Here is a 26,455-nt window from a genome sequence, read left to right on the forward strand (position 1 = left end):
CTTGTTGCGCCGCGCCGCGCAGGCTATGTCTGGGGGTCATTATCCACAGCCGCAGAGCCCCATGTCAGACCAGCCCCTGCAAGCGCCCCGGTTTTCCCTGCGCAAGACCTCGCATTACCTCACCAACGCGGTGATCGTCGCGGTGATCCGGCTGGCGCTCGCCCTGCCCTACCGGGCGCGTGTGGGTTTCGTCGGCTGGCTGGTACAGCATGTGATCGGGCCGCTCGCGGGCTACCGGCGCCGGGCGCTCGACAATCTGGCGCTGGTCTGGCCCGACCTGCCCGCAGCACGTCGCGCCGAAATCGCGTCGGCCTGTCTCAACAATGTCGGGCGCAGCTTCATCGAGAATTACTCGCCCGGCGATTTTCCCGCCCGCATGTCGCAGAACCGATTGCAGGGGCCGGGCGTCGCCGCCCTGCAGCAGGCCGCCGAGGCCGGGCGCCCGGTGGTCCTGGTGACCGGGCATTTCGGCAATTACGAGGCGACGCGCGCCGCGCTGGTGGCGCGGGGTTTTGACATCGGCGGGCTCTACCGCGACATGAAAAACCCCTATTTCAACGCCCATTACGTCAAGACGATGGAGTCGTTCGGCGGCCCCGTCTTCGCCCAGGGGCGGCGCGGCACCGCCGGTTTCGTGCGCCATCTCAAGGACGGCGGCCAGCTTGTACTGCTCTTCGACCAGCATGTCTTCGGCGCGCCGCAGCTCGATTTCCTCGGTCTTCCGGCAAATACCGCGCTTTCCGCCGCCGAGCTGGCGCTGCGCTATGACGCGCTGCTGATCCCGTTCTACGGCATTCGCCAGCCCGACGGGATCGGGTTCGAGACCGTGCTGGAAGCCCCGGTGAAGCATGACGATGCGAGGGCGATGACCCAGCGGCTCAACGATTCCCTTGCCGCGCGGGTCCGTGAACATCCCGAACAATGGTTCTGGGTCCATCGGCGCTGGCGTATCAAGCGCTGACCACCGGGCAACCAGCGCCCTAGCGCAGCCGCGCCGCCGCCACGATCGCCCCGGCCGGATGGCGCTGGATCAGCACCACCACCGGCTTGTCCCCGGCAAGCTGCGCGGTCAGCTCGAGCGGCGCCTGCCCGTCCCATCCTGCCAGATGCCGCCAGCCTTCGACCACATTGGTATATTTGAGCAAGCGACCCGCGTTCTCGCCGCGTTCGATCCTGACGCTGCGTGCGGGACTGTAGCGCAGCAGATGCACGTCGAATGTCCCCTCCAGCCCCGGATCGCCCTGCGCATTGATGCGCAGCGCGCCATTCTCGCGGTGCAGCTCCAGCGTCACGCGCTGCGGTGCCGCGCGATGCTTGGCGATCGCCGCGGCGAGCTGCTCGGGCTTGGCGCCCATGATGTCGCTCTGTCCCTGCACGATCATCTCGGGCGTATAGATCATCCGCCGCCCCTGCGCCTTGGCATAGGCGCGCTGCCGGTCGGCATGGGCGGGCACGGCGAATAAATCCGCCCAGCCGATGTAATCCCAGTAATCCACATGCAGCGCCAGCGCGATGACATCGCCGCGCGGCGCCAGTTCTGCCAGCAGCGCATCGGCCGCCGGACAGGCGGAACATCCCTGCGACGTATAGAGTTCGACCACCACCGGACGCGGCCCCGCCCAAAGCGCCCCGGCAAGGCCAAGGATCAGGGTGGCGGTATAAAGCAGCAAACGGGTCATGCGGTTCCGGCGTGGTTTGTCGACTGTGGCTGCCGGTGTACCCCCGCGGAGCGGGAAAAACCAATCAATGTTTCTTGAGGGGAAGCACCGCCGCCCCTTCAAATTCAGTACACAATGGTATACATTTTGCGGCGGACAGCCGCGATAGCAGTTGAAACGCAGCCTGCGATACGGCATTGAAGCGGCAAGCACTGCCACCCATTCATAAAAGGGAGCCATCCATGACAATCACCGTTGGTCAGGACACAGCCAAGACCCGCAAGACGTTGCGCAGTGGCGATCAATCCGTCGCCTATTACTCGATCCCCGCCGCGCAGGACGCCGGTCTGGGCGATTTCTCCCGCCTGCCCGCCGCGCTGAAGGTGGTGCTGGAAAACATGCTGCGCTTCGAGGATGGCAAGACCGTCACCGTGGACGATATCAAGGCCTTCGCCGAATGGGGTGCCAAGGGCGGGCGCAACCCCCGCGAAATCGCCTATCGCCCGGCCCGCGTGCTGATGCAGGATTTCACCGGCGTTCCGGCGGTGGTCGATCTCGCGGCAATGCGCGACGGTATCGTCGCGCTCGGCGGTGACGCGGAGAAGATCAACCCGCTGAACCCGGTCGATCTGGTCATCGACCACTCCGTGATGATCGACGAATTCGGCAACCCGCGCGCCTTCCAGATGAACGTGGACCGCGAGTATGAACGCAACATCGAACGCTACACCTTCCTGAAATGGGGTCAGAAGGCGTTCAACAACTTCCGCGTGGTGCCGCCCGGCACCGGCATCTGCCACCAGGTCAACCTTGAATACCTCAGCCAGACGATCTGGACCGACAAAGACCAGAATGGCGAGGAAGTGGCCTATCCCGACACGCTTGTGGGCACCGACAGCCACACCACCATGGTCAACGGCGCTGCCGTTCTGGGCTGGGGCGTCGGCGGGATCGAGGCAGAAGCCGCGATGCTGGGTCAGCCGATCTCCATGCTGATCCCCGAGGTCGTCGGTTTCGAGCTGACCGGCCGCATGATGGAAGGCACCACCGGCACCGACCTCGTGCTGAAAGTCGTGGAAATGCTGCGCGAGAAGGGCGTCGTCGGTAAGTTCGTTGAATTCTACGGCGAGGGTCTGGATCACCTGCCGCTCGCCGACCGCGCAACCATCGCCAACATGGCCCCCGAATACGGCGCAACCTGCGGTTTCTTCCCGATCGACGACGAGACCCTGCGCTACCTCACCAACACCGGCCGCGACAAGGATCGCGTCGCGCTGGTCAAGGCCTATGCCAAGGAAAACGGCATGTGGCGCGGTGCCGACTATGCGCCGGTCTATACCGACACGCTCACCCTCGACATGGGCAGCATCGTCCCGGCGATCTCGGGCCCCAAACGCCCGCAGGATTACATCGCCCTGACCTCCGCCCATACCGCCTTTGCCGAATATGTGAAGGGCATCCGCGAGGGCAAGGACGCCTCGGCCAATGCCGAAGTCCGCTGGGAAGGCGAAGGCGGCCAGCCCGAGCCGCGCACGATCCCCGGTGACGAGGGCCACCACGCCCGCGGCTACGTGCAGACCGACGACGGCCATTATCAGCTCCACGACGGTTCCATCGTGATCGCCTCGATCACCTCCTGCACCAACACCTCCAACCCCTATGTGATGATCGGAGCTGGCCTCGTGGCCCGCAAGGCCCGCGCGCTCGGCCTGACCCGCAAGCCCTGGGTAAAAACCTCGCTGGCCCCCGGCTCGCAGGTCGTGTCGCATTACCTCGAGGCCGCGGGCCTGCAGGAAGACCTCGACGCCATCGGTTTCAACCTGGTCGGCTATGGCTGCACCACCTGTATCGGCAACTCCGGCCCGCTGGAGCCCGAGATCAGCAAGGCGATCAATGATTACGACCTGATCGGCACCTCGGTCCTCTCCGGCAACCGCAACTTCGAGGGCCGGATCTCGCCCGACGTGCGCGCCAACTACCTCGCCTCCCCGCCGCTCGTCGTGGCCTATGCGCTGGTCGGTGACATGAACCACGATCTGGCCAACAGCCCGCTCGGGCAGGACAAGGACGGTAACGACGTCTACCTGAAAGACATCTGGCCCTCGACCAAGGAAATCGCCGAGCTGGTCGAGAAAACCGTGACCCGCGAAGCCTTCCAGGAGAAATACGCCGACGTCTTCAAGGGCGACGAGAAATGGCAGGCGGTCGAAACCACCGACAGCATGACCTATGACTGGCCGCCGCAATCGACCTATGTGCAGAACCCGCCCTATTTCCAGGGCATGTCGCCGGAGCCGGGCACGATCACCAATATCGAGAACGCCAAAGTGCTCGCCGTGCTGGGTGACATGATCACCACCGACCACATCTCCCCGGCCGGTTCCTTCAAGGAGACCACTCCTGCCGGTCAATATCTGGTCGAGCGTCAGGTGCCGGTGCGTGAATTCAACTCCTATGGCAGCCGTCGCGGCAACCACGAGGTGATGATGCGCGGTACCTTCGCCAATATCCGCATCAAGAACGAGATGCTCGATGGCGTCGAGGGCGGCTATACCAAGGGCCCGGATGGGCAGCAGACCTCGATCTTCGAGGCGGCCATGGCGCATCAGGAAAACGGCACGCCGCTGGTGATCTTCGGCGGCGAGCAATACGGTGCCGGTTCCTCGCGCGACTGGGCGGCCAAGGGCACGGCCCTGCTCGGCGTGAAGGCGGTGATCGCCGAGAATTTCGAGCGCATCCACCGCTCGAACCTCGTCGGCATGGGGGTCATCCCCTTCGAATTCACCGGCGGTGACACGCGCAAGACGCTGGGCCTGACCGGGGAGGAGAGTGTCTCGATCTCCGGGCTCGACAGCATCAAGCCGCTGCAGGAAGTGCCCTGCAAGATCACCATGGCCGATGGCAGCGTGAAGGAGATCACCCTGAAGTGCCGCATCGATACCGCCATCGAGATCGAATATATCGAGCATGGCGGCGTGCTGCATTACGTGCTGCGCAACCTGGCGAAATCCGCCTGAACCCGGCGGCGCGCCGGTCAGCCGATGGGTTGATCGGCGCAATGCCGGTTCACACCGGACCTGCCGGAACGGATAATGGCTCCCGAGTTCCTCGGGAGCCATTTTTTTGTTGTAATCAAGCCTCACGGGACGAGGCTTCGCACTGGTTACTGTTCTGAAAGCCTTTTGGCCTTTCACAACCTATGCAAGATATTGCGCAGGAATATGTTAATATAAGGTGAATTGGTATGGCTTTGACAACAGAACAGCAGATGCTGGTCGAACAACGGCTGAGCAATGAGAAGAAATCGGTCGGGGTGGCCTATCTTCTGTGGTTCTTCACCGGCTGGATCGGCGGCCATCGCTTCTATCTCGGCAAGATCGGCTCGGGCGTCGCGATGCTGATCCTGACGATCCTCGGCTGGCTGACCTTCACCATCCTGATCGGCTTCGTGTTCTTCGCCGTGGTCGCCATCTGGGCGCTGATCGACCTGTTCCTGATCCCCGGCATGATCGACAATGACCAGCGAGCCAAGCGCCTGCGCATCAGCAACGACATGATGTCCGCCTCCGGCCTGCCCGCCGACCCGGCCACCTGACCGCCAGGACGGGGGCGCCGCGATCCGCGCGCCCCTATCCTATTGCTCAAGCGCCTCGCGCAGGGCCGGAACGAAGCGCTGCTCGTAATCGCTGCCGATCAGCGGCCCGGCAAAGCGGAACAGCACATTGCCCGCACCATCGACGATGAAGGTCTCCGGCGGCGCCGTGACGCCCCAGTCGATCGCGTTGCGCCCCTGCGGATCGAATCCGACCCCGAGGAACGGATTGGCCGATTCGCGCAGGTAATCGGTGGCGTTGCCCTCGGTATCCTTGAAATTGACCCCGACGATGCGGATCCCCTTGGCCTGCATCTCCAGCAGCTTGGGATGCTCGGCGCGGCAGGGCGGGCACCAGCTCGCCCAGAAATTCACCAGCGTCACCTGCCCGGAACGCAGGACATCCTCCGGCACCGGCGGGAAATCGGCCAAGGGCTTTTCCGGCAGCGACGGCGCCTGCTGCCCGATCAGCGTCGAGGGCAGCGCATCGGGATTGTCGCGGAACATGCCGATCGCGGCCAACGCCACGAAGGCGCCGAAGACCAGCGGCGGCACGATCATCAGGGGGGATATTCTAGCCATGTCTGTGTCCTTCGGCTTCCGCCGCATCGAGCGCGGCGCGCGCGGCCCGGCCCCGGCGCAGGCTGACCAGCACCAGCGCAGCCAGCAACACCAGCGTCGCGCCATAGGCGCCCAGCACCTCGACGGCGTATTTTCCAAGATCGGGCATCACAGGTCACGTCCCATACGTGCCTGCAGCGCGCGGGTGCGGCGCAGGCGGATTTCGGTCCCGGTGCGGTAGAGCACCAGCGCAACGAACAGCAGCCCGAAGCCCAGCATCGACAGCACCAGCGGATAGAAGAACACATCCGCCACCGAGCGCCCGCCGGTCACCACCGGGACGCTCGTGCCCTGATGCAGTCCCTGGTTCCAGAACTTCACCGCATAGCGGCTGAGCACGGCGAAGACCGAGCCGACGAGACAGAGCATCGAGGTCAGGTCAGCCGCCGTGTCCGGGTCCTCGACCGCCTCCCAGAGCGCGATATAGCCGAGATAGAACAGGAACAGGATCAGGAAGGAGGTCAGCCGCGGGTCCCAGACCCACCAGGTGCCCCACATCGGCTGCCCCCAGAGCGCCCCGGTGATCAGCGCGATCAGTGTCATCACCAGCCCCACCGGCGCCGCGGCCTTGGCGGCCAGCGCGCTCACGTGATGGCGCCGGACCAGCCAGATCAGCGAGGTCACCAGCATCATGAACCAGGCGTTGATCGCCATCAGCGCGGCGGGCACATGCAGATAGATGATCTTCACGGTCGAACCCTGGCGGATGTCATCCGGGGTGAAGAAGAAACCCCAGATCAGGGCGGTGCCGACACAGATCGCCGCCGCCGCCCAGAGCGTCGGCTGCAGCCGCGCGCTCAGCGTCAGGAATTTCACCGGATTTGCATATTGCCAGAGAGACATGGCGCTTATCTAACCCCGGCTTCCGGGAGCCTCAATGCACAAATCGTCACGTTTAGCGCAGTCCCATGCGCAGCACCGCCGCCGAGGCAAAGGGCATCAGCGCCACGCAGGCGCAGGTGATCCCGGCGAGCATCGCGAGCGGTGTCGTCGCGGCCAGCCCCTCGGCCCCACGCCGCGCCGCCTCGGCCCCGAAGATCAGCGTCGGCACATAGAGCGGCAGGATCAGCAGCGACATCAACAGCCCGCCCCGCTTGATTCCCACCGTCAGCGCCGCGCCGAAGGTCCCGATCACCGACAGCGCCGGCGTGCCAAGCGCCAGCGAGGCGACAAGCCAGACATATCCGCTCGGCGCGAGGTTCAGCAGCAACCCGAACAACGGCGCCGCCAGCACCAGCGGCAGCCCGGTCGTCAGCCAATGCGCCAGCGCCTTGACGCTCAGCGCCGCCTCCAGCGGCAAGGGCGCGGTGGCCAGCAGATCGAGCGTGCCATCCTCGTAGTCAAGCGCCAGCAGCCGGTCGAGCGACAACAGGCACGCCAGCAGCGCCCCAAGCCACAGCACACCGGGCGCAATGGCGCTCAGCAGCCCCGGCTCCGGCCCGATGCTGAACGGCACCAGCAGTGTCACGATCAGAAAGAACGCCAGCCCAAGGCCGAAACCGCCCCCGGCGCGGAAGGCCAATGCCAGATCACGCTTCAGCAAAGCCCTCACAGGAAAGCCTCGTCACTGGCCCCGGCGCGGGCCACCGGATCGGCACGAAAGGTGCCGACCTCCAGCACCTCGGCATCAAGGCCAAGGTCGATATGCGTGGCGATCAGCGCCGCGCCGCCCTGCCCCAGATGCGCGCGCACGGCATCGGCAAACATCGCCACGGCGGCGGCGTCGAGCGACACGGTCGGCTCGTCCAGCACCCAGACCGGCCGCCCCGTGACCAGCAGCCGCGCCAGCCCCAGCCTTCGTTTCTGCCCGGCCGACAGCGTCCCGGCCAGCCGGTCGGCCAGCGGCTGCAGCGCATAGGCATCAAGCGCCGGTTTGATGTCGCCCTGCCCGAACACCTCGGCCCAGAACCGCAGGTTCTCCACCACGCTCAGCATCGCCTTCAGCCCGTCCGCATGACCGGCATAGGCGATTTGCTCCTCCGCGCCCACGATCCGCCCGCCCAGCGGCGCCTGCAAGCCGGCAAGCGTGCGCAGCAGCGTCGTCTTGCCCGCCCCGTTGGCCCCGCGCAGGACCAGCGCGCCTCCGGGGGCGAGCGTGAAGGACAGACCCTGCAGCACCGGCACGCCGCCGCGCGCGATGGCCAGGTCACTTACGACAAGCGGCAGGGGCTCGAACATGCGAACAGGCGCACTCAGACCGGGATCAGCGCCAGCGCGATCCGCCGACCCTCGCTCAGCAGCACGTTATAGGTCCGGCAGGCGGCGGGCGAAGCCATGGTCTCGACCCCGATCCCGACCTCTTCGAGCGCGTCGCGCAGCGCATCGGGAATATGCCCGATCTCGGCCCCGGTCCCGAGGAACAGCACATCGACCTGACCGGCGAAACCGAGCAATGCCTCGACATCCTCATAGCCGCCCCAGGTCTTCGTGCCGTCAGGACCGGCGGTCACCGGCCCGTGCACCACCTGTCCGCCGATCCGGAAGAAACCGGGACCATAGCCCTCGACGGGTTTGGCATCGGTAAACACGATCTCGTTGAGGCGCATGTCTCATCCTTTCCACAGCGGCAGGCCCAGAAGGGCCGAACAAGCTATAATCGCATATGCCACGGCGCGAAACCGGCCTTCGGCCTTCGGGTCGAACATCAGCCCGCCGAGGAAATTGGCGATCAGGTTGGGCACCCCGACCAGCAGCCCGAGCAGGAAGATATGCCAGTTCAGCAGATCGTTGAGCCAGAGCACGCCGAACAATACCGTGTCGATGGCCAGCAGGTAGAGCAGGAAATTCGCCCGGATCACCGCGATGGGCAGACGGCTGGCCATGTAGAGCAGGATCACCGGCGGCCCGGGTATCCCGGCGAACCCGGTCATGAACCCGCCGATCCCGCCGGTGGCGATGACCAGCGGGCGGCTCAGACGGCCGCGAAAGCGCCAGCCGCTGATCAGCAGCGCCAGCATGGCCAGCACCGCGACGGAGATGAACCAGCCGAAGAGCTCCGGCGCGACATGGGCGAGGAACCAGATCCCCAGCGGCAGCACGAACACCGCGCCGAGCAGCAACAGCCCGACCTCGCGCGCGCGCCCGTCGCGGATCGCCCCCGGCAGGTTAGGCAGCGGGCCGAGCAGCTCCGTCGCGGTCAGGAAGATCACCGCCTCCACCGGGCTCAGCACGCTGCTGGCCACCGGCATGATGATCATCCCCGATCCGAACCCGGCAAAGCCGCGCACCAGCCCGGCGATGCAGACGATCAGCACCAGCCAGATCAGACCCTCGGTCTGAAAGGCCGCGCCGAGCGCGTCAGGCATCGATATTGGCGTATTGGTTCCCGGCGTTGGCGTCGGGCTTGGACCAGTCGCGCTTGACCCCGAAATAGAGCAGCACCGAGGAGGCCACGAAGATCGACGAATAGGTGCCGATGATCACGCCCCAGATCATCGCGAAGACGAAGCCGCGGATCACGTCGCCGCCCAGCACGAAGAGCGCGATCAGCGCCAGCAGCGTGGTGAAGGAGGTCATGAAGGTCCGGCTCATGGTCTCGTTGATCGACAGATTGAGCACTTCCTTGAGCGGGCGTTTCTTGTACTTGCGCAGGTTCTCGCGCACCCGGTCGAACACCACCACCGTATCGTTGAGCGAATAGCCCACGATGGTCAGCAAGGCCGCGATGATCGCGAGGTCGAAGCGGATCTGCAGCTCCGAGAACACGCCGATGGTCAGCAGCACGTCATGCGCCAGCGCGATCACCGCCCCGGCGGCGAACTGCCATTCAAAGCGCAGCCAGATGTAGATCAGCACCGCCCCCAGCGCCAGCGCGACGGCGATCACCGCGGTCTGGATCAGCTCGCCCGAGACTTTCGGCCCGACCGATTCGACGGAGATGAACTTGATGTCCGGGCGCACCTCGCTCAGCGCCGCCTCCACCGTCTCGACGGTCTCGACGGTGACCGCCTCCTGATCGTCCTGCGCCTGAATGCGGATCATCGCGACATTCTGATCGTCGCGGAAGGAGGGGTCGAACACTTCGGTAATGGTGATATCGCCGAGCTCGAGCTTGTCCATCGCATCGCGGTATTCGCCGATATCGATGGGCAGCGGGCTCTCGGTACGGATCGTCGTGCCGCCGCGGAAGTCGATGCCGTAATTCAGCCCGCGCAGCGCGAAGGAGCCGAAGGCCACCAGCATCATCAGCGCCGAGATCCCCAGCCACAGCTTCCAGTGCTTGAAGAAATCGAAATTGGATTCGCTCTTGAACAGTCGCAGACGCATGTCAGACCTCGATGGTTTTGGGGCGGCGGCGTTCGAACCAGATCACCACCATCAGCCGCGTGACGAAGATGGCGGTAAACACCGAGGTGATGATCCCGAATCCGAGCGTGATGGCAAAGCCGCGCACCGGGCCGGAACCCATGACGAAGAGGATCACCGCGGTGATCAGCGTGGTGATATTTGCGTCCACAATGGCGCTCAGCGCCTTTTCATAGCCGAGCGAAATCGCCCGTGCCGGACCTTTGGCGGTCTTCAGCTCCTCGCGGATCCGCTCGAAGATCAGCACGTTGGCATCCACCGCCATGCCGACGGTCAGCACGATCCCGGCGATCCCCGGCAGGGTCAGCGTCGCACCGATCACGCTCAGGATGCCGAACAGCAGCCCGACGTTGATGATCAGCGCGATATTGGCGAAGATTCCGAACAGCCCGTAGCTCGCCCACATGAAGAACAGCACGGCGCCGAAGGCGACCATGGTGGCAACCTTGCCCGCGTCGATACTGTCCTGACCGAGCTCCGGCCCGATGGTGCGTTCCTCGAGGAACGAGAGCCCGGCAGGCAGCGCCCCGGCGCGCAGCAGCACCGCGAGGTTGGTCGATTCCTCGACCGTGAACCGCCCGGTGATGATGCCCGACCCGCCGGGAATATGGTTCTGGATGGTCGGCGCGGAAATCACCGTGTCATCGAGCACGATGGCAAAAGGCGCGCCGATGTTCTCGGCGGTGTAATTGCCGAACTTGCGCGCCCCGGCGGTGTTGAACCGGAAATTGACCGCGGGCGCGCCGTTCTGGTCAAAGGCGGGCTGCGCATCGACCAGCTCCTCGCCGGTGACGACGGGCGCGGATTCGATCGTGTAGAAGACCCCGGGCTCATCGGCCGACGGCAGCACCTGGTTGCCGATACCGGTGTTGCTCTCGCCATCGGTGCCCCGGCTCACCACCGGGTTGAAGGTCAGCTGCGCCGTGGTGCCGATGATCTCCTTGAGCTCGGCGGCGGAACCGATGCCCGGCACCTGGATGAGGATACGGTCGGTGCCCTGGCGCTGGATCGTCGGCTCGCGGGTGCCGACCTCGTCGATCCGGCGACGGATGATCTCGAGGCTCTGCTGCATGGTGCGCTCGTCGGTGGCGCGCTGCTCGGCCTCCGAGAGGGTGACGATGATCTCGCCATTCTCGCCGCGCACCTCGATGTCATTGGCCCCGGCTCCGGTCAGCGTCGTGACCGGCCGCGCCAGACCGCGCACGATCTGCAGCGCCTCGGCCATCTTGTCGGGTTCGCTCAGCCGCACGCGCAACTCGCCAGGGGCCGCTTCCTGCCGGCGCACCGGGGTGAGGCTGCGCAACGCGTCGCGCACTTCGGGCCAGGTCGCCTCCATGCGGCTTTCATAGACATCCGCAACCTCAACCTCGGCCAGCAGATGCGCCCCGCCGCGCAGATCGAGCCCGAGATTGACCAGCCCCGAGGGCATCCACTCGGGCCAGAGCGCCTTCTGCGCTTCCAGCTCCGGCGTCGCCCCCGCCAGCTCGATCGCCTTGACGGCGTCGTTATGCTGTTCGACCGGAGAATAGAACAGGTTGGGCAGGGCCAGGAAAAGGCCGACCGCACAGGTCAGCCAGATCGCCACCCGTTTCCACAGATCAATCTGGAGCATGGTTCCGCCTTTGCTTTGCGGGGGAATTGCGGCGGCTTACTGGGCCGCCGGTTCGGTCTTGGAAATCACCGTGGCGATGGTCGCCTGAACGACGCGGACCTTCACGCCCTCGGCGATCTCGACCTCGAGTTCACCGTCTTCCTTGACCTTGGCCACCTTGCCGATGATGCCCCCCTGGGTGACCACCTGATCGCCCCGGCGCAGCCCGGCGACCATGGCCTGATGTTGCTTGGCCTTCTTCTGCTGCGGGCGGATGAGCAGAAAATACATGATGCCGAAGATCAGGATCAGCGGAATGAATTGCTGGATGCCTTCCATGGGGGTCGTCCTTTTTTGATATGTTTCGCACGACAGGAGGCCCGGCCGCGAATTTTGGCAGAACCTATGCCCCGGTTTGCGGCTTTGCAAGGCGAGAAGCCCCCGAATGAAGACCCCTTCCCGAGGTTTCTGCCCCTATCCCGCGCACCGCGCCGAAGCAGCCCTATGCCAGCCCGCGAGATTAGGGCATAACGCGGTCCAACCGATTCAGACCAAGGACAGGATCCATGCACGATATCCGCGCCATTCGCGAAAATCCCGAAGCGTTCGACGCCGCCCTCGCGCGGCGCAGCGAGGCGGCGATGTCCTCCGCGATCCTGGCGCTGGACGAGGCGCGGCGCGGCAAGATCGCCGCCGCCGAAAATGCCCAGGCCGAGCAGAACCGCGCCAGCAAGGAAGTCGGTGCCGCCAAGGCGCGCGGCGATGACGCCGAGTTCGAGAGGCTGCGCGCGCTGGTCAGCGCCAAGAAGGCCGAGGTCGCGCAGATGCAGGCCGAGGCCAAGGAACTCGACGCCGAGCTCACCGACATGCTGGCGCGCATCCCCAACAGCCCCGCCGAGGACGTGCCGCAGGGCGCGGACGAGAACGACAATGTCGAGGTCAACCGCTGGGGCGAAAAGCCCGAGCTCGGCTTTGCCGCGAAGGAGCATTACGAGATCAAGGGCGTCGCCGCGGCGATGGATTTCGAAACCGCCGCCAAGACCTCGGGCGCGCGTTTCGTGATGCTCACCGGTGCGGTCGCGCGCATCCACCGCGCGCTGGCGCAGTTCATGCTCGACACCCATGTCGACGAGAACGGCCTGACGGAGGTGAACTCGCCGGTACTGGTGCGCGACGAAGCGATGTATGGCACCGACAAGCTGCCGAAATTCGGTGACGACAGCTATCAGACCACCGACGGCTACTGGCTGGTCCCGACCTCCGAAGTGCCGCTGACCTACACGGTCGCCAATGAAACGCTGGAGGCGGCGGAGCTGCCCAAACGTCTCACCGCCCACACGCTCTGCTTCCGCTCCGAGGCGGGCAGCGCCGGGCGTGACACCGCCGGTATGCTGCGCCAGCACCAGTTCGAAAAGGTCGAGATGGTCAGCATCACCCTGCCCGAAGAATCCGAGGCGGAACAGAAACGCATGCTGCGCTGCGCCGAGGATATCCTCGAACGGCTCGACATCCCCTATCGCACGGTGATCCTGTGTACCGGCGACATGGGCTTCGGCGCGCGGCGCACCTATGACATCGAGGCCTGGCTGCCCGGTCAGGACGCCTATCGCGAGATCTCCTCGGTCTCGACCACCGGCGATTTCCAGGCCAGGCGCATGAACGCCCGCTACAGGCCCGCCGATGGCGGCAAGCCGCGTTTCCTGCACACGCTCAACGGCTCCGGCCTCGCGGTCGGGCGCTGCCTGATCGCGGTACTGGAGAACGGCCAGCAGGAAGACGGCTCGGTCAGGCTTCCCGGGGCGCTTGCCCCGTATCTCGGCGGCAAGACCATGTTGACGGCCGACGGCGCGCTGAGCTGAGCTGATACAATCGGCGGGGCGCAACCGCCCCGCCAGCCGTTGCGCCTGCGCCGCATCCAACGCGCGCCGCGCTTACGCCTCCTCAACATCTCGCAATTACACCTTGTGGCAATCGCGCGATTATCCTCGACAGTCTGGCACCTGTCGAAACCCGAAGGAAACGCGGCCCGCATGCCGGGCCCGACATACCGGTCAAGGCAGCAGGGTGACGCCTGCTGCGCGATTCCGATCTGGCGGCGCCGCCATTTTTAAGCAGCCCACCCAGACAGTTACATGAAGGACACAATCCGCCATGGCCCTGGGCCATCGGCGGGCGCACCGGCTTGCCCGGTGATTTTCGCGTACTAGCTCAAAAGACATCCCCGCCGATGTGTCCGGAGCTGCCGCATGCACAAGACCCGCCTGATCATCGCCGTTGCCTGTTTCGCGCTGAGCCTGGCCTTCGCCGCCTCGCCGCTCTTCGTGCAAGGGTTCAACGGCTTCGATCCGGCGCAATTCCCGGTGCCGCAGGACGAACCGCCGGTGCAGCCCGCGGGCTATGCCTTCTCGATCTGGGGGGTGATCTATCTCTGGCTCATCATCGGCCTCGGCTGGGGCCTGTTGCGCGCACCGCGTGACGGGCAATGGCATGACATGCGCGTGCCGCTCTGCCTGTCGCTGGCGCTCGGCAGCGGCTGGCTGGCGGTGGCGGTGCTGAGCCCGCTTTGGGCCGCCGCGCTGATCTGGCTGATGCTGATTACCGCGCTGGTCGCCTTGTTCCTCGCACCGGTCGAAGACCGGCTCTGGGCCGCCGGGCCGGTCGGGCTCTACGCAGGCTGGCTCAGCGCCGCCTCCTGCGTCTCTCTTGGCCTGCTGGCGGCGGGCTACGGGGTGATGAGCGCGCAGGGCGCGGCGCTGCTCTTCGTCAGCCTGGCGATCCTGCTCGGCCTGCTGGTGCAGGCAGCGCTCGGACGCGTCCCGACCTATGGGCTCGCGGTGATCTGGGGGCTGGCCGCGATCGTGGTGCAGAATTACCAATCCGCGCCCCTCATCGCCGGGCTCGCCGCGATCGGGGCGCTGCTCGTCGCCCTGCCCACCCTGCGCGCCTTCCGCCGCTGACCGGCCCGTTTTCCGACCCGGAAAACGCGGCGGACTTTTTGCAAAAGTCCGGCGGGCGCGTTCAGCGGTCGCTGCGCCGTCCGTCGGTATGTTTGCGCAGCTTGGAGGGCGCGGCCTTCTTGCGCCCCTTGTAGGGGTTGGCATCGGACTGGCCGCGCATCCACAGCCGGATCGGCGTGCCCGGCATGTCAAAGTCGAGCCGCAAGCCATTGACCAGATAGCGGTTATAGCTGTCCGGCACCTTGTCGGGATGGCTGCACATCACCACGAAACCGGGCGGCCGGGTCTTTGCCTGCGTCATGTAGCGCAGCTTGATCCGCTTGCCCTGCGGCGCGGGGGGCGGATGCGCCTCCATCATCCCCGAGAGCCAGCGGTTGAGCTGCGCCGTGGATATCCGCCGGTTCCAGACCTCATAGGCGCGCATGATCGCGCCGTGCAGCCGGTCCATGCCGCGCCCGGTCTTGGCCGAGACGGTGACCAGCGGCGCGCCGCGCAGCTGCGGCAGCAACCGCTCGAAGCTTTCCTTCAGCTCCTTGAGCTTGGCCTGCCGGTCGCCTTCGATATCCCATTTGTTGACCGCGATCACAACAGCGCGGCCCTCGCGCTCGGCCAGATCGGCGATGCGCAGATCCTGCTGCTCGAAGGGGATCTCGGCATCCAGCAGCACCACCACGACCTCGGCGAACTTCACCGCGCGCAGCCCGTCGCTGACGCTGAGCTTCTCCAGCTTTTCCTGCACCTTGGCCTTCTTGCGCATCCCGGCCGTGTCGAAAATCCGCATCGGTACCGGCGTGCCCTCGGGCCCGGCCCAGTCGGTGCGCAGCGAGATCGCATCCCTCGTGATCCCCGCCTCGGGTCCGGTCAGCAACCGGTCCTCGCCGAGGATCTGGTTGATCAGCGTCGATTTCCCGGCATTGGGCCGCCCGACAACGGCAACCTGCAGCGGCTTGGCATCGTTCGGCATCGGCACCGCGTCGGGGTCTTCGGCCTCCGCCTCGCTCAGATCGACATCGACATCCGGCGCGTCGCTCTTTGCGCGTTCGGCGAAGCCGTCGGCCAGCGGCATCAGTTGGGTATATAGATCGTTGAGCCCCTCACCGTGTTCCGCCGACAGTCGTACCGGCTCCCCGAGGCCGAGCGAATAGGCTTCGATCACCCCGGCTTCGGCGGCGGCGCCCTCGGCCTTGTTGGCGGCAAGGATCACATGCGCCGAGCGTTTGCGCAGGATATCGGCAAAGACCAGATCCGACGGTGTGACGCCGACCCGCGCATCGATCATGAACAGGCAGATGTCGGCCATGTCGACCGCCCGCTCGGTCAGCCGCCGCATCCTGCCCTGCAGGGAATAGTCGGTCACCTCCTCAAGCCCGGCCGTGTCAATCACCGTGAAGCGCAGATCGGCGAGCCGCGCGGCGCCCTCGCGCAGGTCGCGGGTGACGCCGGGCTGGTCATCGACCAGCGCGAGTCGCTTGCCGACGAGACGGTTGAACAGCGTCGATTTGCCGACATTGGGACGGCCGACGATGGCGAGGGTAAAGGACATTGCAAAGCTCCAGGGCCCCGGCGGGCCAATCACAAGCCCGCGCTTTAGCCCATTTCGCCCTCAACGGAAAGCGTGCAATTTTCCCTCGGTCGAAACGACATAGAGCGTGCCGCCCGCCACCACCGGCGCCGTGGTCGCGCCGCCGGGCACCGGGGTCGTGCCGATGAGCCTGCCGTCGCGCGGATCATAGCTGCGCAGCTGCCCGTCGTTGGAGGCGATGATGATCCGCCCCCCGGCGAGCACCGGCCCGTAATGTGCCACCACCTCGGATTGCCGCTTCGGCTTGTCACTGACGAAATTGGGCAGTTTCACCCCCCAGATCCGCGCACCGTCGCGGGCATCGAGGCGGATGAGCTCGTTGAGATCGCTGATCGCGAAGATCGAATCGCCGACCGGCCAGACCGGACCGATCGCGCCTTCCGGCACGCTCCAGAGCTGTTCGCCGCTGCCGATGTCGAGCGCGGCGATCCGGCCCGAGTGATTGCCGATATAGGCGACATTGCCCGAGACCACCGGCGCGCCGGTCAGATCGGAGACGCTGCTCAGTGCCCTGCCGGGACGGCGGCCGACGACCGAGGTGTTCCAGCGCGGGATGCCGCCGCGGCGGAACACGGCCTGCACCTCGCCCGAGCCGAAGCCGAAGATCGCCAGATCATCGGTCAGCGCCGGGGCGGGCATGCCGAGCACGTTGTTGACGCTGCGCGTCGAGGAGGTCTGCCATTGCACCCGCCCGTCGCTGCGCCGCACCGCCCAGCCGGTGTCGTCCCCGGCGGTGAGATAGACCAGATCGCCCGAGACCGTCGGCGTGCCGGAGCCGCTGGCCTCCAGCTTCTGCTGCCAGCGCGGGGCGCCGCTGGCGACGTCGAGCGCCGCGAGGATGCCATAGCCGACGGAGACATAGAGCGTGTCCCCGGCCAGCGCCAGACCGCCGCCGGTCGCCTGTCCCCGCGGATCCGAGGCCGGGGTCAGATCGCGGGTCCAGAGAGTCTCGCCGCTGCTCGAGGTGGCGGTGACCTGCGCCCCGGCGTCGAGGGTGAAGATCCGCCCACCGCCGACCACCGGATCGGCGGTGATGCGCAGCTTGCGGCTGTCGCCGGCCCCGATCGGCGCGGACCAGAGCGGCTGCGGATCGGCGGCGAGCGCGGCATGGGAGACGCGGCTCGCCGGACTGCCGATGGCATGGGTCCAGCTCGCATTGGCGGCGGTGCGCGGCAGGCTGATCGCGCGGCTCCGGTTGGGCAGGTCGGAACGGTCCTGCTCGACCGTCATGCCGGGATCCTGCAGCACCGAGCGCACATGTTCGCGCTTGCCCGGCAGATAGGTCTGGGGTTCGCTGCAGGCGCCCAGCAGCATCAGCGCGCCGAGCGCACCGAGCGGCAGGCACCGCAGGGTCCGGGCGCGCCTCGATGGGCCAGAGGCCCCCTCGGCCCTGCCCTGTGCGAAATGTCGGGCCCCGTGATCGCCCGGTCTGCTGCAATCGTCGATCATTACCTGCTCACTCTGCCTTGAATGTCGCTGCTGCCGAGGCCCGCGCGGGCATCAGTTCGTTTCCTGAAGCGCCCCTGCGGCGGGGTCTGTCGCGCTGGCGTCAAGCTCGGGCTCGCCGCCGAGGGCCACGATCACCTGCAGCGCACGCTGTTGCAAGTCCGGCGTGGTGCCGGCATCGTTGAGAATGTCCTGGTAGCGGGCGATCGCCGCGTCCGGCGCGTTCTCTTCGATCTCGATCAGCGCCAGCTGCTCGGCGGCCAGCAGCCGCAGCGGCGCGCCGGGCTGGGCCATCGCCTCGAACCCCTGGCGACGCTCGGCGGCCGGGGCGCTGGCGCTCTTCAGCGTCAACGCCTTGAACTGCGCGATCTGCCGGTAGATCTCGGGCGCCGCGCCGTTCACCGCCACCGCATCGAGACGCGCGACAGCGGCGTCGATATCGCCCGCCTCCGCATGTTCCGCCGCCGTAAGAAAGCCGAGCACGGCCGCCGCCGCCGCCTCCGGGGCGCCGACATCGTCGAGCGCCGCGGCGCGTGCGGCGCTGTCATCGGCCTGCATCGCCGCGAGCATCGCATCGCCGAGCGCCTCGGCCTCGGCGCGTTCGCGGGATTTCTGGTATTCGTTCCAGGCCGCCCCGCCGACGATCAGCACCACCAGCAGCACGGCGATCCAGCCATAGCGGCGCATCAGCCCGAAAAGCCGGTCGCGGCGGACCTCCTCGGTCACCTCGTCGATGAAACTGTCACTATTGCTCATGCGGCCCTGTCCCCGGCTGAATTTGGCCCGTCATAACGCGCAGTGCGGCGCAAGCCAATACCCCGCGCGAAACGGCGCCGGGGCGGGCCGGTCACGGCAGCGTTCCGTGTGGTAACAATTTGCGAGTAAATCTAGGCAGTTCCGTCGTTTTGCGCTATCACGCTGGCCTGTAATACGTCGCCCCTCCCCGGCGGCGTCAAGATCCGAGGCTCCGGGAATGCGCATCTTTTCAATCCTTTCCGCTCTGGCGGTGACTTTGCTGATGTATCTGGCCATCTTCGAGCGGCCCGCGCTGCTGGCCTCCTTCGGGGTCAGCCCGCCACCCGAGACAGGGGCGCGCGAGGGGGTGAGCGAGGCGGCCCTGCCCGGTGACGTTGCGGCAGGCGGGACGCGGGTCAAGGTCATGGTCCTGCGCTCGCAGGCCGAGACCCTGCAGAATGCGGTGCTCCTGCGCGGCCAGACCGCCGCGGCCCGGCAGGTCGATCTGCGCGCGGAAACCTCCGCCGTCGTGGTCTCCGAACCGCTGCGCAAGGGGCATGAGGTCGCACGGGGCGAAACCCTTTGCGCGCTCGATCCCGGCACCCGTCCGGCGCAGCTCGCCGAGGCGCAGGCGCGGCTCAGCGAGGCCGAGGCCCGGGTGCCCGAGTCCGGGGCCCGCGTCGCCGAGGCCGAGGCACGGCTGAAGGAGGCGCAGATCAACCAGAACGCCGCCGCGCGGCTGATCCAGGACGGTTTCGCCTCGCAGACCCGGGTGGCCGAGGCCGATGCGGGCGTCGCCACCGCGCAGGCCGGGCTGACCTCGGCCGAGGCGGGGCTGCGCGCCGCGCGCGCGGGCATCGAGGCGGCCCGCGCCGCCGTCGCCGCGGCGGAGAAGGAGATCACCCGGCTTGCCATCACCGCGCCGTTCAGCGGCGTGCTCGAAAGCGACAGCGCCGAGCTCGGCAGCCTGCTGCAGCCCGGCGCGCTCTGCGCCACGGTGCTGCAGCTCGACAGCGTCAAGCTCGTCGCCTTCCTGCCGGAGACCGAAGTGCACCGGGTCAGCCTCGGCGCCCCGGCGCAGGCGGAGCTGGCGGCGGGCGGCGGCACGCTCGAGGGCGAGGTGAGCTTCCTTGCGCGTTCCGCCGATCCGCAGACCCGCACCTTCCGGGTCGAGATCGAGGTGGCCAACCCGGACCAGACGATCCGCGACGGCCAGACCGTCGAGATCGCCATCGCCTCCAGCGGGGTCGAGGCGCATCTGATCCCGCAATCGGCGCTGACGCTGAACGACGAAGGCCGTCTCGGCGTGCGGCTGATCGATGCCGAGGCGGTGGTCGATTTCCGCCCGGTCGAGCTGATCCGCGACGCCGCCGACGGGGTCTGGGTCGCCGGTCTGGCCGAGGAGATCGACCTGATCGTGCGCGGTCAGGAATATGTCACCGCCGGGGTCAAGGTGGCGCCGACCTGGCAGGAGCTGAGCCAGTGAGCGGCATCGTTGACTGGGCTGCCGGGCGCGCGCGCATGGTGCTCGCCTTCATCCTGCTCAGCATCACCGTCGGCGCCTATGCCTATTCGACGCTCCCCAAGGAGGGCGAACCGGATATCGAGATCCCGGCGCTCTTCGTCTCCGTCCCCTTCCCCGGCATTTCCGCCGCCGACAGCGAGACGCTGCTGGTCAAGCCGATGGAGACCGAGCTTTCCGATCTCGACGGGCTGAAGAAGATCTCCGGTACCGCGGCGGAAAATTATGCCGGGGTGGCGCTGGAGTTCGAATTCGGCTGGGACAAGACCAAGATCATGGCCGATGTGCGCGACGCGATGAGCACGGCGGAGGCGAAATTCCCCGACGGCGCCGAGAAATACTCGATCAACGAGATCAACTTCTCCGAATTCCCGATCATCATCGTCAACCTGACCGGCCCGGTCCCCGAACGCACCATGACCCGCGTGGCGCGCGAGCTGCAGGATGCGCTCGAAGGGCTCGACGCGGTGCTCGAGGCGGCGGTGGCGGGCAGCCGGGACGAGATGCTCGAAGTGCTGATCGACCCGCTCAGGCTCGAAGCCTACAACGTCACCGCTAACGAGTTGATCAACGTGGTGCAGAACAACAACCAGCTGATCGCCGCCGGGGAGGTCGAGACCGATCAGGGCACCTTCTCGGTCAAGATTCCCTCCTCTTTCGACGATGCCGCCGATATCTATGCGCTGCCGGTCAAGACCAACGGCGACCGGGTGGTGACGCTGGGCGATCTGGCGCAGATCAACCTGACCTTCGAGGACCGGCTCGGCACCGCGCGGTTCAATGGCGAGAAGACGCTGACGCTGCAGGTGGTCAAGCGCAAGGGGTTCAACCTGATCGATACGTCGGCCAAGGTGCGCAACGTGGTCGATGAACATGCCGCCGCCTGGCCCGAGGGACTGCGCGCGGCGGTGCATGTGGGCACCTCCAACGACCAGAGCCGGATCGTCGATTCGATGGTGCAGCAGTTGCTCGGCTCGGTGTTCACCGCCGTGGCGCTGGTGATGATCGTGGTGCTGGCAGCACTCGGCATCCGCGCCGCGCTGCTGGTCGGGTTCGCGATCCCGACCTCCTTCCTGCTCTGTTTCGCCTTCCTCGCGCTGATGGGCATCTCGATCTCCAACATCGTGATGTTCGGGCTGATCCTCGCCGTGGGGATGCTGGTCGACGGAGCCATCGTGGTGGTCGAATATGCCGATGCCCGCCAGCAGGAAGGCGTCGGGCCGATGCATGCCTATGTCGATGCGGCCAAGCGGATGTTCTGGCCGATCATCTCCTCCACCGCCACCACGCTCTGCGCCTTCCTGCCGATGCTGTTCTGGCCCGGCGTGCCCGGGGAGTTCATGGGGATGCTGCCGGTGACGCTGATCTTCGTGCTCTCCGCCTCGCTGGTGGTGGCGCTGATCTATCTGCCGGTGGTGGGCGGGGTGACCGGGCGGCTCGAGCGCTGGATGGCGCAGAACATGACCCGCATCGCGGCGCTGCCCTTCTATCTGCACCTGCTCCTCTTCCCGCTCGCCTTTGCCATGGCGGCGCTGCCGCTGGCGCTGTTCCAGCCGCTCTTCGCGGTAATCTCGGCGCGCTTTGCCGGGATGGACGGGCTCAACCTGCTCGGCTCGGTGATCCCCGCCTTCGCGGTGATTTTCCTGTGCATCGCCAGTGCCGCGGCGCTGATGATGCTGCTGGCGGCGGGGGCGATGCTGTTCCTGACCGCGCTCTTCGCGCTGATGACGCGGCTCGGCCGCGCCGGGCGCTGGCTCGGCGCGCGGATGTTCCGCCGCGAGCCCGGTCATGTCGATCCCGGCTATCGCCGCTCGGCCTTCGGCCATGTGATCGCCTTCATCGCGGGCAATCCGGTGATGCCGCTGGTGGTCGCCGGGACGGTCTTCGTCTTTGTCGGCACGGTGATGATCTTCTTTGGCAACAACAACAGGGGCGTCGAGTTCTTCGTCGAGAGCGAGCCGGAACAGGCGATCGTTTATGTGCTGGCGCGCGGCAATCTCTCCCTCGCCGAGAAGGACGCGCTGATGCGCGAGGCCGAGGCGGTGGTGCTGGCCCATCCGGGCGTTCAGACGGCCTTTGCCTTTGCCGGTGAAGGCGGGCTCGACAGCAATACCGGCGGGGTGCTGGCGCCGAAGGATTCGATCGGGCAGATCCAGCTCGAAACCATTCCATGGGAGGACCGTCCGACGCGCAGCGAGGTGCTCTATACCCTGCCGCTGCTCGGCTATGACTTCACGCGCGACGTGCAGGACCCGGCCTATGACGGCGACCGGATCATCGCCGACCTTACCGAACAGCTCGGCGAGATCCCCGGCATCCGCATCGAGATTCTCGCCCAGGCGATGGGGCCGGGCGCGGCCAAGCCGGTGCATCTGCGGCTGAAATCGGATTCGCTGGAGGATCTGGTCGCGACCACGGCGATGATGCGCGAGACCTTCGAGGCGACGCCGGGGCTGATCCTGATCGAGGACAGCCGCCCCCTGCCCGGCATCGACTGGCGCATCGATGTCGATGTCGAGAAGGCCGGGCAATATGGCGCCGATGTGCTGACCGTGGGTGCGATGGTGCAGCTCGTCACCCGCGGGCTGCTGCTCGACACGATGCGGGTCGAGACATCCGACGAGGAGATCGAGATCCGGGTGCGCCTGCCCCGGGAGGACCGTCTGCTCTCCACCCTCGACACGCTCAAGGTGCGCACCGCCGACGGGCTGGTGCCGCTGGCCAATTTCATCACCCGCACGCCGGTGCCGAAACTGGCGGAGATCAACCGGGTCGACCAGAAACGCCATCTCGATCTCAAGGCCGGGGTCGAGAGCGGCATGATGAAGCTGGTGCGCCCGCCCGAGAGCGCCGCGGAGGGCGATGGCGCGGTGACGCTGGCGAGCCTGCGCCCCGACCGGGACGGCGCGCTCAGCGGACCGGACGGCAGCCGCTATGCCATCGCCGCGCGCAGCGCGGCGGCGGGCGATGCGGATCTTGCCGCCGGGCTGGCGCGCGGCGAATTCCGGCTGGTGCCGATCAATGCCAATGAGCGGATCGAGACGCTGACCGCCTGGCTTGAGGCCAATCCGCTGCCCTTCGGCGTCAGCTATGAATGGACCGGCGATCAGGAGGATCAGGCCGAGAGCCAGGCCTTCCTCAGCTCCGCCTTCACCGCCGCGCTGGGGCTGATGTTCATCATCCTGCTGGCGCAGTTCAACTCGTTCTACAATTCGGTGCTGGTGCTGCTGGCGGTGGTGCTCTCGACCACCGGAGTGCTGATCGGGATGCTGGTGATGGATCAGACCTTCTCGATCATCATGACCGGCACCGGCATCGTCGCGCTGGCCGGGATCGTGGTGAACAACAACATCATCCTGATCGACACCTATCAGGAGCTCGAACGCTACATGCCGCGAATCGAGGCGATCATCCGCACCGCGCAGGCGCGGATCCGCCCGGTGCTGCTCACCACGATCACCACCATGGCCGGGTTGACGCCGATGATGTTCGGTCTCAGCCTCGATTTCGCCGATGGCGGCTATACGATCGACAGCCCCACGGCGCTGTGGTGGAAACAGCTCGCCACGGCGGTGGTCTTCGGGCTCGGCATCGCCACGGTGCTGACGCTGATGGTGACCCCCTCGATGCTGGCGATCCGGGTCTGGGCGAGCACCTACATGCGCTGGATCGCGCGGCTGCTGGCGCGGCTGTCGCTGGGCCGGGCCAGCCGGGCGGCGCAGGACTGGGCGCTGGCCCGCGATGCGCGTCACCTTAGGAGCGACGAGATCATCTGGGACACCGGGGACGGGCCGGATCTTCCGGCGCCGCGGGCCGGGTTGAAGGCGGCCCAATAGGGCGGCCCGGCGCGCCGCCAGATGCGGCGGCTCAAGACAAGGTGAGCGGCGTGGCCTCGCCGGGGCGGCGCGGCGCGCTATCTTGGCGCGCATCACGCGACATCATCTGACAGGAGCCCATGATGAAGAAACGTCTCGCCCTCGCCACCGTCCTCGGAGCCGGTCTGAGCCTGCCCGCCCTCACCCTGCCCGCCCTTGCCGCCGAGCTCGTCCACAAGGTCAGCCCGCATTCGGTGAGCGTGACCATCGACCGGCTCGCCGCCGCGGTGGAGGAGGCCGGGGCCAATGTCTTTGCCCGGGTCGATCACGCCGCCGGGGCCACCAAGGCCGATATGGAGCTGCGCCCGACGGAGCTGCTGATCTTCGGCAATCCCAAGCTCGGCACCCCGGCGATGCAGGCGGCCCAGAGCGCCGGGCTCGACCTGCCGCTGCGGGTGCTGGCCTATGCCGATGGCGAGGGCGTGGTGCATCTGGTCTATCACGATCCCGCGGAGCTGGCGCTGCAGCACGGGCTGCCCGAGGGGGCGGAATATCTCGCCAAGATGACCGGCGCGCTGAACAAGCTGACCGACAAGGCGGTGGCGGAGGAGTGAGCCAAGGGCACTGATGGCCGCCCCGCGGGGCGGCGGATGAGGGGCGTTGCCCCTCAAACTCCCCAAGGTATTTCCGGTCAGAAGAAGCCGGGACGGGTCAGACCGCCTCGGCCTCGCTTTGCTGGCGCATCCAGAGCTGCGCGTAGCGGCCGCCTTGGGCGAGCAGTTCCTCGTGACGGCCCTGCTCCACGATATTGCCCTGTTCGAGCACGACGATCCGGTCGGCATCGGCGATGGTCGAGAGCCGGTGCGCGATGATCAGCACCGTGCGGCCCTGCCCGGCGCGGTGCAGCGCGTCCTGGATCTCGTGTTCGGTTTCTGAATCGAGCGCCGAGGTGGCCTCGTCCAGCAACAGGATCGGCGGATCTTTCAGCAGGGTGCGGGCGATGCCGACGCGCTGTTTCTCGCCGCCCGAGAGCTTGAGCCCGCGTTCGCCGACCCTTGTCTCGTAGCCCTGTGGCAGCGACAGGATGAAGTCGTGGATCTGCGCGGCACGGGCGGCGGCCTCGATCTCGGATTCGGTGGCGCCGTCGCGGCCATAGGCGATGTTGTAGCCGATCGTGTCGTTGAACAGCACCGTGTCCTGGGGCACCACGCCGATGGCCCGGTGCAGGCTGTCCTGGGTCACGTCGCGCAGATCCTGCCCGTCGATCCTGAGCGCGCCGTCCTGCACGTCATAAAAGCGGAAGAGCAGCCGTCCGATGGTGGATTTGCCCGAGCCGGTGGAGCCGACGATGGCCACCGTCTCGCCGGGTTCGGCGGTCAGCGAGATGCCCTTGAGGATCTGGCGATCGGGATCATAGCCGAAATGCACGTCATCGAGGGTGACGCGCCCGCCGGTGACCCGCAGTTCCGCCGCGCCGGGCTTGTCGGTGATCTCGGCCGGTTGGTCGAGCAGGCCGAACATCTGGCCCATGTCGACCAGCGCCTGGCGGATCTCGCGATAGACCGTGCCGAGGAAGTTGAGCGGCACCGTGAGCTGGATCATGTAGGCGTTGACCATGACGAAATCGCCCACCGTGAGGCTGCCGTTTTCGACCCCGATTGCGGCCATCACCATGACACCGACAAGGCCCGAAGTGATGATCAGCGCCTGGCCGAAGTTGAGGAAGGCGAGCGAGTAATTGGTCTTGATCGCCGCTTCCTCATAGCCTGCCATCGCCGCGTCATAGCGCGCCGCCTCGCGTTGCTCGGCGCCGAAATATTTCACCGTCTCGTAGTTCAGCAGCGAGTCGATCGCCTTCTGGTTGGCGTCGGTGTCCTGGTCGTTCATCTGGCGGCGCAGTTTCACCCGCCATTCGGTCACCGCGAAGGTGAACCAGACATAGAGCGCGATGGTCACCGCCACCACGGCGAGATACCAGATGTCGAACAGCACCGCGAGGATGATCCCGACGAGGATCAGCTCGAGGATCAGCGGCCCGATCGAGAACAGCAGGAAGCGCAGCAGGAAATCGACGCCCTTGACCCCGCGTTCGATGATCCGGCTGAGACCGCCGGTCTTGCGGGTGATGTGATAGCGCATCGACAGGCGGTGGATGTGATCGAAGGTTTCGAGCGCCAGCATGCGCAGGGCGCGTTGCCCGACCCGGGCGAAGACCGCGTCGCGGATCTGGCCGAAGCCCACGCCCATCAGCCGGGCCATGCCATAGGCCACCGTCAGGCCGACGGCGCCGAGCATCAGCATCGGCGCGCCTTCGTCCGAAAGCGCATCGACCGCGCCCTTGTAGAACACCGGTGTCGCGACGGTGATCAGCTTGGAGAGCAGCAGCGCCAGCATCGCCCAGACCACCCGGCGTTTGACCCAAGGCATGTCATCGGGCCAGAGATAGGGCGCGACCTTGCGCAGCACCAGCAGGCTTGACTGACGCTCGGCGGCATCGGCCAGCTCCTCGTCGCTGAGCAACGGCTTGGCGGGATCGGGCTGGCGGGTATTGACGGCGCGGGCGGTATCGGCGGGCATGAAAGGTCCTGAACTGACTGGCCCCCCTACATAGGCCGCCCCCGCCAGATGTGC

At 66.6% G+C, this 26,455-nt stretch carries 23 protein-coding genes; 8 read left to right on the top strand and 15 right to left on the bottom strand.

Translation table 11 applies throughout. From position 1 onward, the window contains the following. Positions 1-61: 61 nt before the first annotated feature. Complete coding sequence (locus tag ACFSUD_RS04595; RefSeq protein WP_386371935.1) at positions 62-961, top strand: lysophospholipid acyltransferase family protein; 900 nt, start codon at positions 62-64, stop codon at positions 959-961. 19 nt (positions 962-980) lie between these two features. Here ACFSUD_RS04595 and ACFSUD_RS04600 read toward each other — a convergent pair whose 3' ends face one another. Beyond that, on the bottom strand, positions 981-1,679 hold the full coding sequence (locus ACFSUD_RS04600) for a DUF1223 domain-containing protein (RefSeq protein ID WP_386371937.1): 699 nt from the start codon (positions 1,677-1,679) through the stop codon (positions 981-983). A 221-nt stretch (positions 1,680-1,900) separates the two neighbouring features. On the opposite strand from ACFSUD_RS04600, the gene acnA reads away from it, so the two are divergent. Both acnA and ACFSUD_RS04610 read left to right on the top strand, forming a co-directional pair. Continuing rightward, positions 1,901-4,675 (top strand): aconitate hydratase AcnA, encoded by a 2,775-nt coding sequence (acnA, locus tag ACFSUD_RS04605; protein WP_386371939.1) that lies wholly within the window; start codon positions 1,901-1,903, stop codon positions 4,673-4,675. 227 nt (positions 4,676-4,902) lie between these two features. Beyond that, on the top strand, positions 4,903-5,253 hold the full coding sequence (locus ACFSUD_RS04610; protein WP_386371941.1) for a TM2 domain-containing protein: 351 nt from the start codon (positions 4,903-4,905) through the stop codon (positions 5,251-5,253). 39 nt (positions 5,254-5,292) lie between these two features. Here ACFSUD_RS04610 and ACFSUD_RS04615 read toward each other — a convergent pair whose 3' ends face one another. Genes ACFSUD_RS04615 through yajC form a run of 10 tightly spaced genes read right to left on the bottom strand, consistent with a single transcriptional unit; the run spans position 5,293 to position 12,106 of the window. Then, a complete protein-coding gene (locus ACFSUD_RS04615) occupies positions 5,293-5,832 on the bottom strand; it encodes a DsbE family thiol:disulfide interchange protein (protein ID WP_386371943.1) in 540 nt (179 codons plus the stop codon). Further along, a complete protein-coding gene (gene ccmD / locus ACFSUD_RS04620) occupies positions 5,825-5,980 on the bottom strand; it encodes a heme exporter protein CcmD (RefSeq protein WP_386371945.1) in 156 nt (51 codons plus the stop codon). Before ccmD ends, ACFSUD_RS04615 begins: the two co-directional genes overlap by 8 nt. Continuing rightward, complete coding sequence (locus ACFSUD_RS04625) at positions 5,980-6,714, bottom strand: heme ABC transporter permease (protein ID WP_386371947.1); 735 nt, start codon at positions 6,712-6,714, stop codon at positions 5,980-5,982. The genes ccmD and ACFSUD_RS04625 overlap by 1 nt, the downstream gene beginning before the upstream one ends. Before the next feature lie 52 nt (positions 6,715-6,766). Further along, entirely contained in the window at positions 6,767-7,423 is a 657-nt protein-coding gene (gene ccmB / locus ACFSUD_RS04630; RefSeq protein WP_386371949.1) for a heme exporter protein CcmB, read from the bottom strand. After that, a complete protein-coding gene (ccmA, locus tag ACFSUD_RS04635) occupies positions 7,420-8,049 on the bottom strand; it encodes a heme ABC exporter ATP-binding protein CcmA (RefSeq protein WP_386371951.1) in 630 nt (209 codons plus the stop codon). The genes ccmB and ccmA overlap by 4 nt, the downstream gene beginning before the upstream one ends. Positions 8,050-8,063: 14 nt before the next feature. Further along, entirely contained in the window at positions 8,064-8,417 is a 354-nt protein-coding gene (locus tag ACFSUD_RS04640; protein ID WP_386371953.1) for an Mth938-like domain-containing protein, read from the bottom strand. Positions 8,418-8,420: 3 nt separating this feature from the next. Then, positions 8,421-9,176 carry a sulfite exporter TauE/SafE family protein gene (locus tag ACFSUD_RS04645; RefSeq protein ID WP_386371955.1) on the bottom strand — a complete coding sequence of 252 codons (756 nt, stop codon included), beginning with the start codon at positions 9,174-9,176 and terminating at the stop codon, positions 8,421-8,423. Beyond that, positions 9,169-10,137: a protein translocase subunit SecF gene (gene secF / locus ACFSUD_RS04650; protein WP_386371956.1), complete on the bottom strand. Its 969-nt coding sequence runs from the start codon at positions 10,135-10,137 to the stop codon at positions 9,169-9,171. The genes ACFSUD_RS04645 and secF overlap by 8 nt, the downstream gene beginning before the upstream one ends. A 1-nt stretch (position 10,138) precedes the next feature. Continuing rightward, complete coding sequence (gene secD / locus ACFSUD_RS04655; RefSeq protein WP_386371958.1) at positions 10,139-11,788, bottom strand: protein translocase subunit SecD; 1,650 nt, start codon at positions 11,786-11,788, stop codon at positions 10,139-10,141. Positions 11,789-11,824: 36 nt separating this feature from the next. Then, a complete protein-coding gene (gene yajC / locus ACFSUD_RS04660) occupies positions 11,825-12,106 on the bottom strand; it encodes a preprotein translocase subunit YajC (protein ID WP_386371960.1) in 282 nt (93 codons plus the stop codon). 227 nt (positions 12,107-12,333) lie between these two features. Between yajC and serS the strand changes: the two genes are divergently transcribed. Further along, complete coding sequence (gene serS / locus ACFSUD_RS04665; protein ID WP_386371962.1) at positions 12,334-13,626, top strand: serine--tRNA ligase; 1,293 nt, start codon at positions 12,334-12,336, stop codon at positions 13,624-13,626. Positions 13,627-14,013: 387 nt separating this feature from the next. Further along, complete coding sequence (locus ACFSUD_RS04670; RefSeq protein ID WP_386371964.1) at positions 14,014-14,724, top strand: hypothetical protein; 711 nt, start codon at positions 14,014-14,016, stop codon at positions 14,722-14,724. A gap of 61 nt (positions 14,725-14,785) precedes the next feature. On the opposite strand, the gene der is transcribed toward ACFSUD_RS04670, so the two are convergent. The 3 genes from der to ACFSUD_RS04685 all read right to left on the bottom strand — a co-directional run bounded on the left by der (position 14,786) and on the right by ACFSUD_RS04685 (position 18,508). Beyond that, positions 14,786-16,267: a ribosome biogenesis GTPase Der gene (gene der / locus ACFSUD_RS04675; protein ID WP_386371966.1), complete on the bottom strand. Its 1,482-nt coding sequence runs from the start codon at positions 16,265-16,267 to the stop codon at positions 14,786-14,788. Positions 16,268-16,327: 60 nt separating this feature from the next. After that, a complete protein-coding gene (locus ACFSUD_RS04680) occupies positions 16,328-17,620 on the bottom strand; it encodes a PQQ-like beta-propeller repeat protein (protein ID WP_386372573.1) in 1,293 nt (430 codons plus the stop codon). Positions 17,621-17,806: 186 nt separating this feature from the next. Further along, a complete protein-coding gene (locus ACFSUD_RS04685; protein WP_386371968.1) occupies positions 17,807-18,508 on the bottom strand; it encodes a tetratricopeptide repeat protein in 702 nt (233 codons plus the stop codon). Positions 18,509-18,725: 217 nt separating this feature from the next. Between ACFSUD_RS04685 and ACFSUD_RS04690 the strand changes: the two genes are divergently transcribed. From ACFSUD_RS04690 to ACFSUD_RS04700, 3 genes are all read left to right on the top strand, one after another. Then, positions 18,726-19,973, top strand: coding sequence for an efflux RND transporter periplasmic adaptor subunit (locus tag ACFSUD_RS04690; RefSeq protein ID WP_386371970.1), 1,248 nt, complete (start codon positions 18,726-18,728; stop codon positions 19,971-19,973). After that, on the top strand, positions 19,970-23,845 hold the full coding sequence (locus tag ACFSUD_RS04695) for an efflux RND transporter permease subunit (protein ID WP_386371972.1): 3,876 nt from the start codon (positions 19,970-19,972) through the stop codon (positions 23,843-23,845). Before ACFSUD_RS04690 ends, ACFSUD_RS04695 begins: the two co-directional genes overlap by 4 nt. A gap of 119 nt (positions 23,846-23,964) precedes the next feature. Next, positions 23,965-24,438: a DUF302 domain-containing protein gene (locus tag ACFSUD_RS04700; protein ID WP_386371974.1), complete on the top strand. Its 474-nt coding sequence runs from the start codon at positions 23,965-23,967 to the stop codon at positions 24,436-24,438. Between the two features lie 97 nt (positions 24,439-24,535). Here ACFSUD_RS04700 and ACFSUD_RS04705 read toward each other — a convergent pair whose 3' ends face one another. Beyond that, positions 24,536-26,401 carry an ABCB family ABC transporter ATP-binding protein/permease gene (locus ACFSUD_RS04705; RefSeq protein WP_386371975.1) on the bottom strand — a complete coding sequence of 622 codons (1,866 nt, stop codon included), beginning with the start codon at positions 26,399-26,401 and terminating at the stop codon, positions 24,536-24,538. Positions 26,402-26,455 lie beyond the last annotated feature (54 nt).

This window comes from Sulfitobacter aestuarii (assembly GCF_042685005.1).
Lineage (GTDB): Bacteria > Pseudomonadota > Alphaproteobacteria > Rhodobacterales > Rhodobacteraceae > Sulfitobacter > Sulfitobacter aestuarii.

What these genes read in the sequence shown, in the direction of transcription:
- ACFSUD_RS04595 (WP_386371935.1), top strand. Translation starts at nt 62, where the DNA reads ATGTCAGACCAGCCCCTGCAAGCGCCCCGGTTTTCCCTGCGCAAGACC.
- ACFSUD_RS04600 (WP_386371937.1), bottom strand. Translation starts at nt 1,679, where the DNA reads ATGACCCGTTTGCTGCTTTATACCGCCACCCTGATCCTTGGCCTTGCC.
- acnA (WP_386371939.1), top strand. Translation starts at nt 1,901, where the DNA reads ATGACAATCACCGTTGGTCAGGACACAGCCAAGACCCGCAAGACGTTG.
- ACFSUD_RS04610 (WP_386371941.1), top strand. Translation starts at nt 4,903, where the DNA reads ATGGCTTTGACAACAGAACAGCAGATGCTGGTCGAACAACGGCTGAGC.
- ACFSUD_RS04615 (WP_386371943.1), bottom strand. Translation starts at nt 5,832, where the DNA reads ATGGCTAGAATATCCCCCCTGATGATCGTGCCGCCGCTGGTCTTCGGC.
- ccmD (WP_386371945.1), bottom strand. Translation starts at nt 5,980, where the DNA reads ATGCCCGATCTTGGAAAATACGCCGTCGAGGTGCTGGGCGCCTATGGC.
- ACFSUD_RS04625 (WP_386371947.1), bottom strand. Translation starts at nt 6,714, where the DNA reads ATGTCTCTCTGGCAATATGCAAATCCGGTGAAATTCCTGACGCTGAGC.
- ccmA (WP_386371951.1), bottom strand. Translation starts at nt 8,049, where the DNA reads ATGTTCGAGCCCCTGCCGCTTGTCGTAAGTGACCTGGCCATCGCGCGC.
- ACFSUD_RS04640 (WP_386371953.1), bottom strand. Translation starts at nt 8,417, where the DNA reads ATGCGCCTCAACGAGATCGTGTTTACCGATGCCAAACCCGTCGAGGGC.
- ACFSUD_RS04645 (WP_386371955.1), bottom strand. Translation starts at nt 9,176, where the DNA reads ATGCCTGACGCGCTCGGCGCGGCCTTTCAGACCGAGGGTCTGATCTGG.
- secF (WP_386371956.1), bottom strand. Translation starts at nt 10,137, where the DNA reads ATGCGTCTGCGACTGTTCAAGAGCGAATCCAATTTCGATTTCTTCAAG.
- secD (WP_386371958.1), bottom strand. Translation starts at nt 11,788, where the DNA reads ATGCTCCAGATTGATCTGTGGAAACGGGTGGCGATCTGGCTGACCTGT.
- yajC (WP_386371960.1), bottom strand. Translation starts at nt 12,106, where the DNA reads ATGGAAGGCATCCAGCAATTCATTCCGCTGATCCTGATCTTCGGCATC.
- serS (WP_386371962.1), top strand. Translation starts at nt 12,334, where the DNA reads ATGCACGATATCCGCGCCATTCGCGAAAATCCCGAAGCGTTCGACGCC.
- ACFSUD_RS04670 (WP_386371964.1), top strand. Translation starts at nt 14,014, where the DNA reads ATGCACAAGACCCGCCTGATCATCGCCGTTGCCTGTTTCGCGCTGAGC.
- der (WP_386371966.1), bottom strand. Translation starts at nt 16,267, where the DNA reads ATGTCCTTTACCCTCGCCATCGTCGGCCGTCCCAATGTCGGCAAATCG.
- ACFSUD_RS04680 (WP_386372573.1), bottom strand. Translation starts at nt 17,620, where the DNA reads ATGCTGCTGGGCGCCTGCAGCGAACCCCAGACCTATCTGCCGGGCAAG.
- ACFSUD_RS04685 (WP_386371968.1), bottom strand. Translation starts at nt 18,508, where the DNA reads ATGAGCAATAGTGACAGTTTCATCGACGAGGTGACCGAGGAGGTCCGC.
- ACFSUD_RS04690 (WP_386371970.1), top strand. Translation starts at nt 18,726, where the DNA reads ATGCGCATCTTTTCAATCCTTTCCGCTCTGGCGGTGACTTTGCTGATG.
- ACFSUD_RS04700 (WP_386371974.1), top strand. Translation starts at nt 23,965, where the DNA reads ATGATGAAGAAACGTCTCGCCCTCGCCACCGTCCTCGGAGCCGGTCTG.
- ACFSUD_RS04705 (WP_386371975.1), bottom strand. Translation starts at nt 26,401, where the DNA reads ATGCCCGCCGATACCGCCCGCGCCGTCAATACCCGCCAGCCCGATCCC.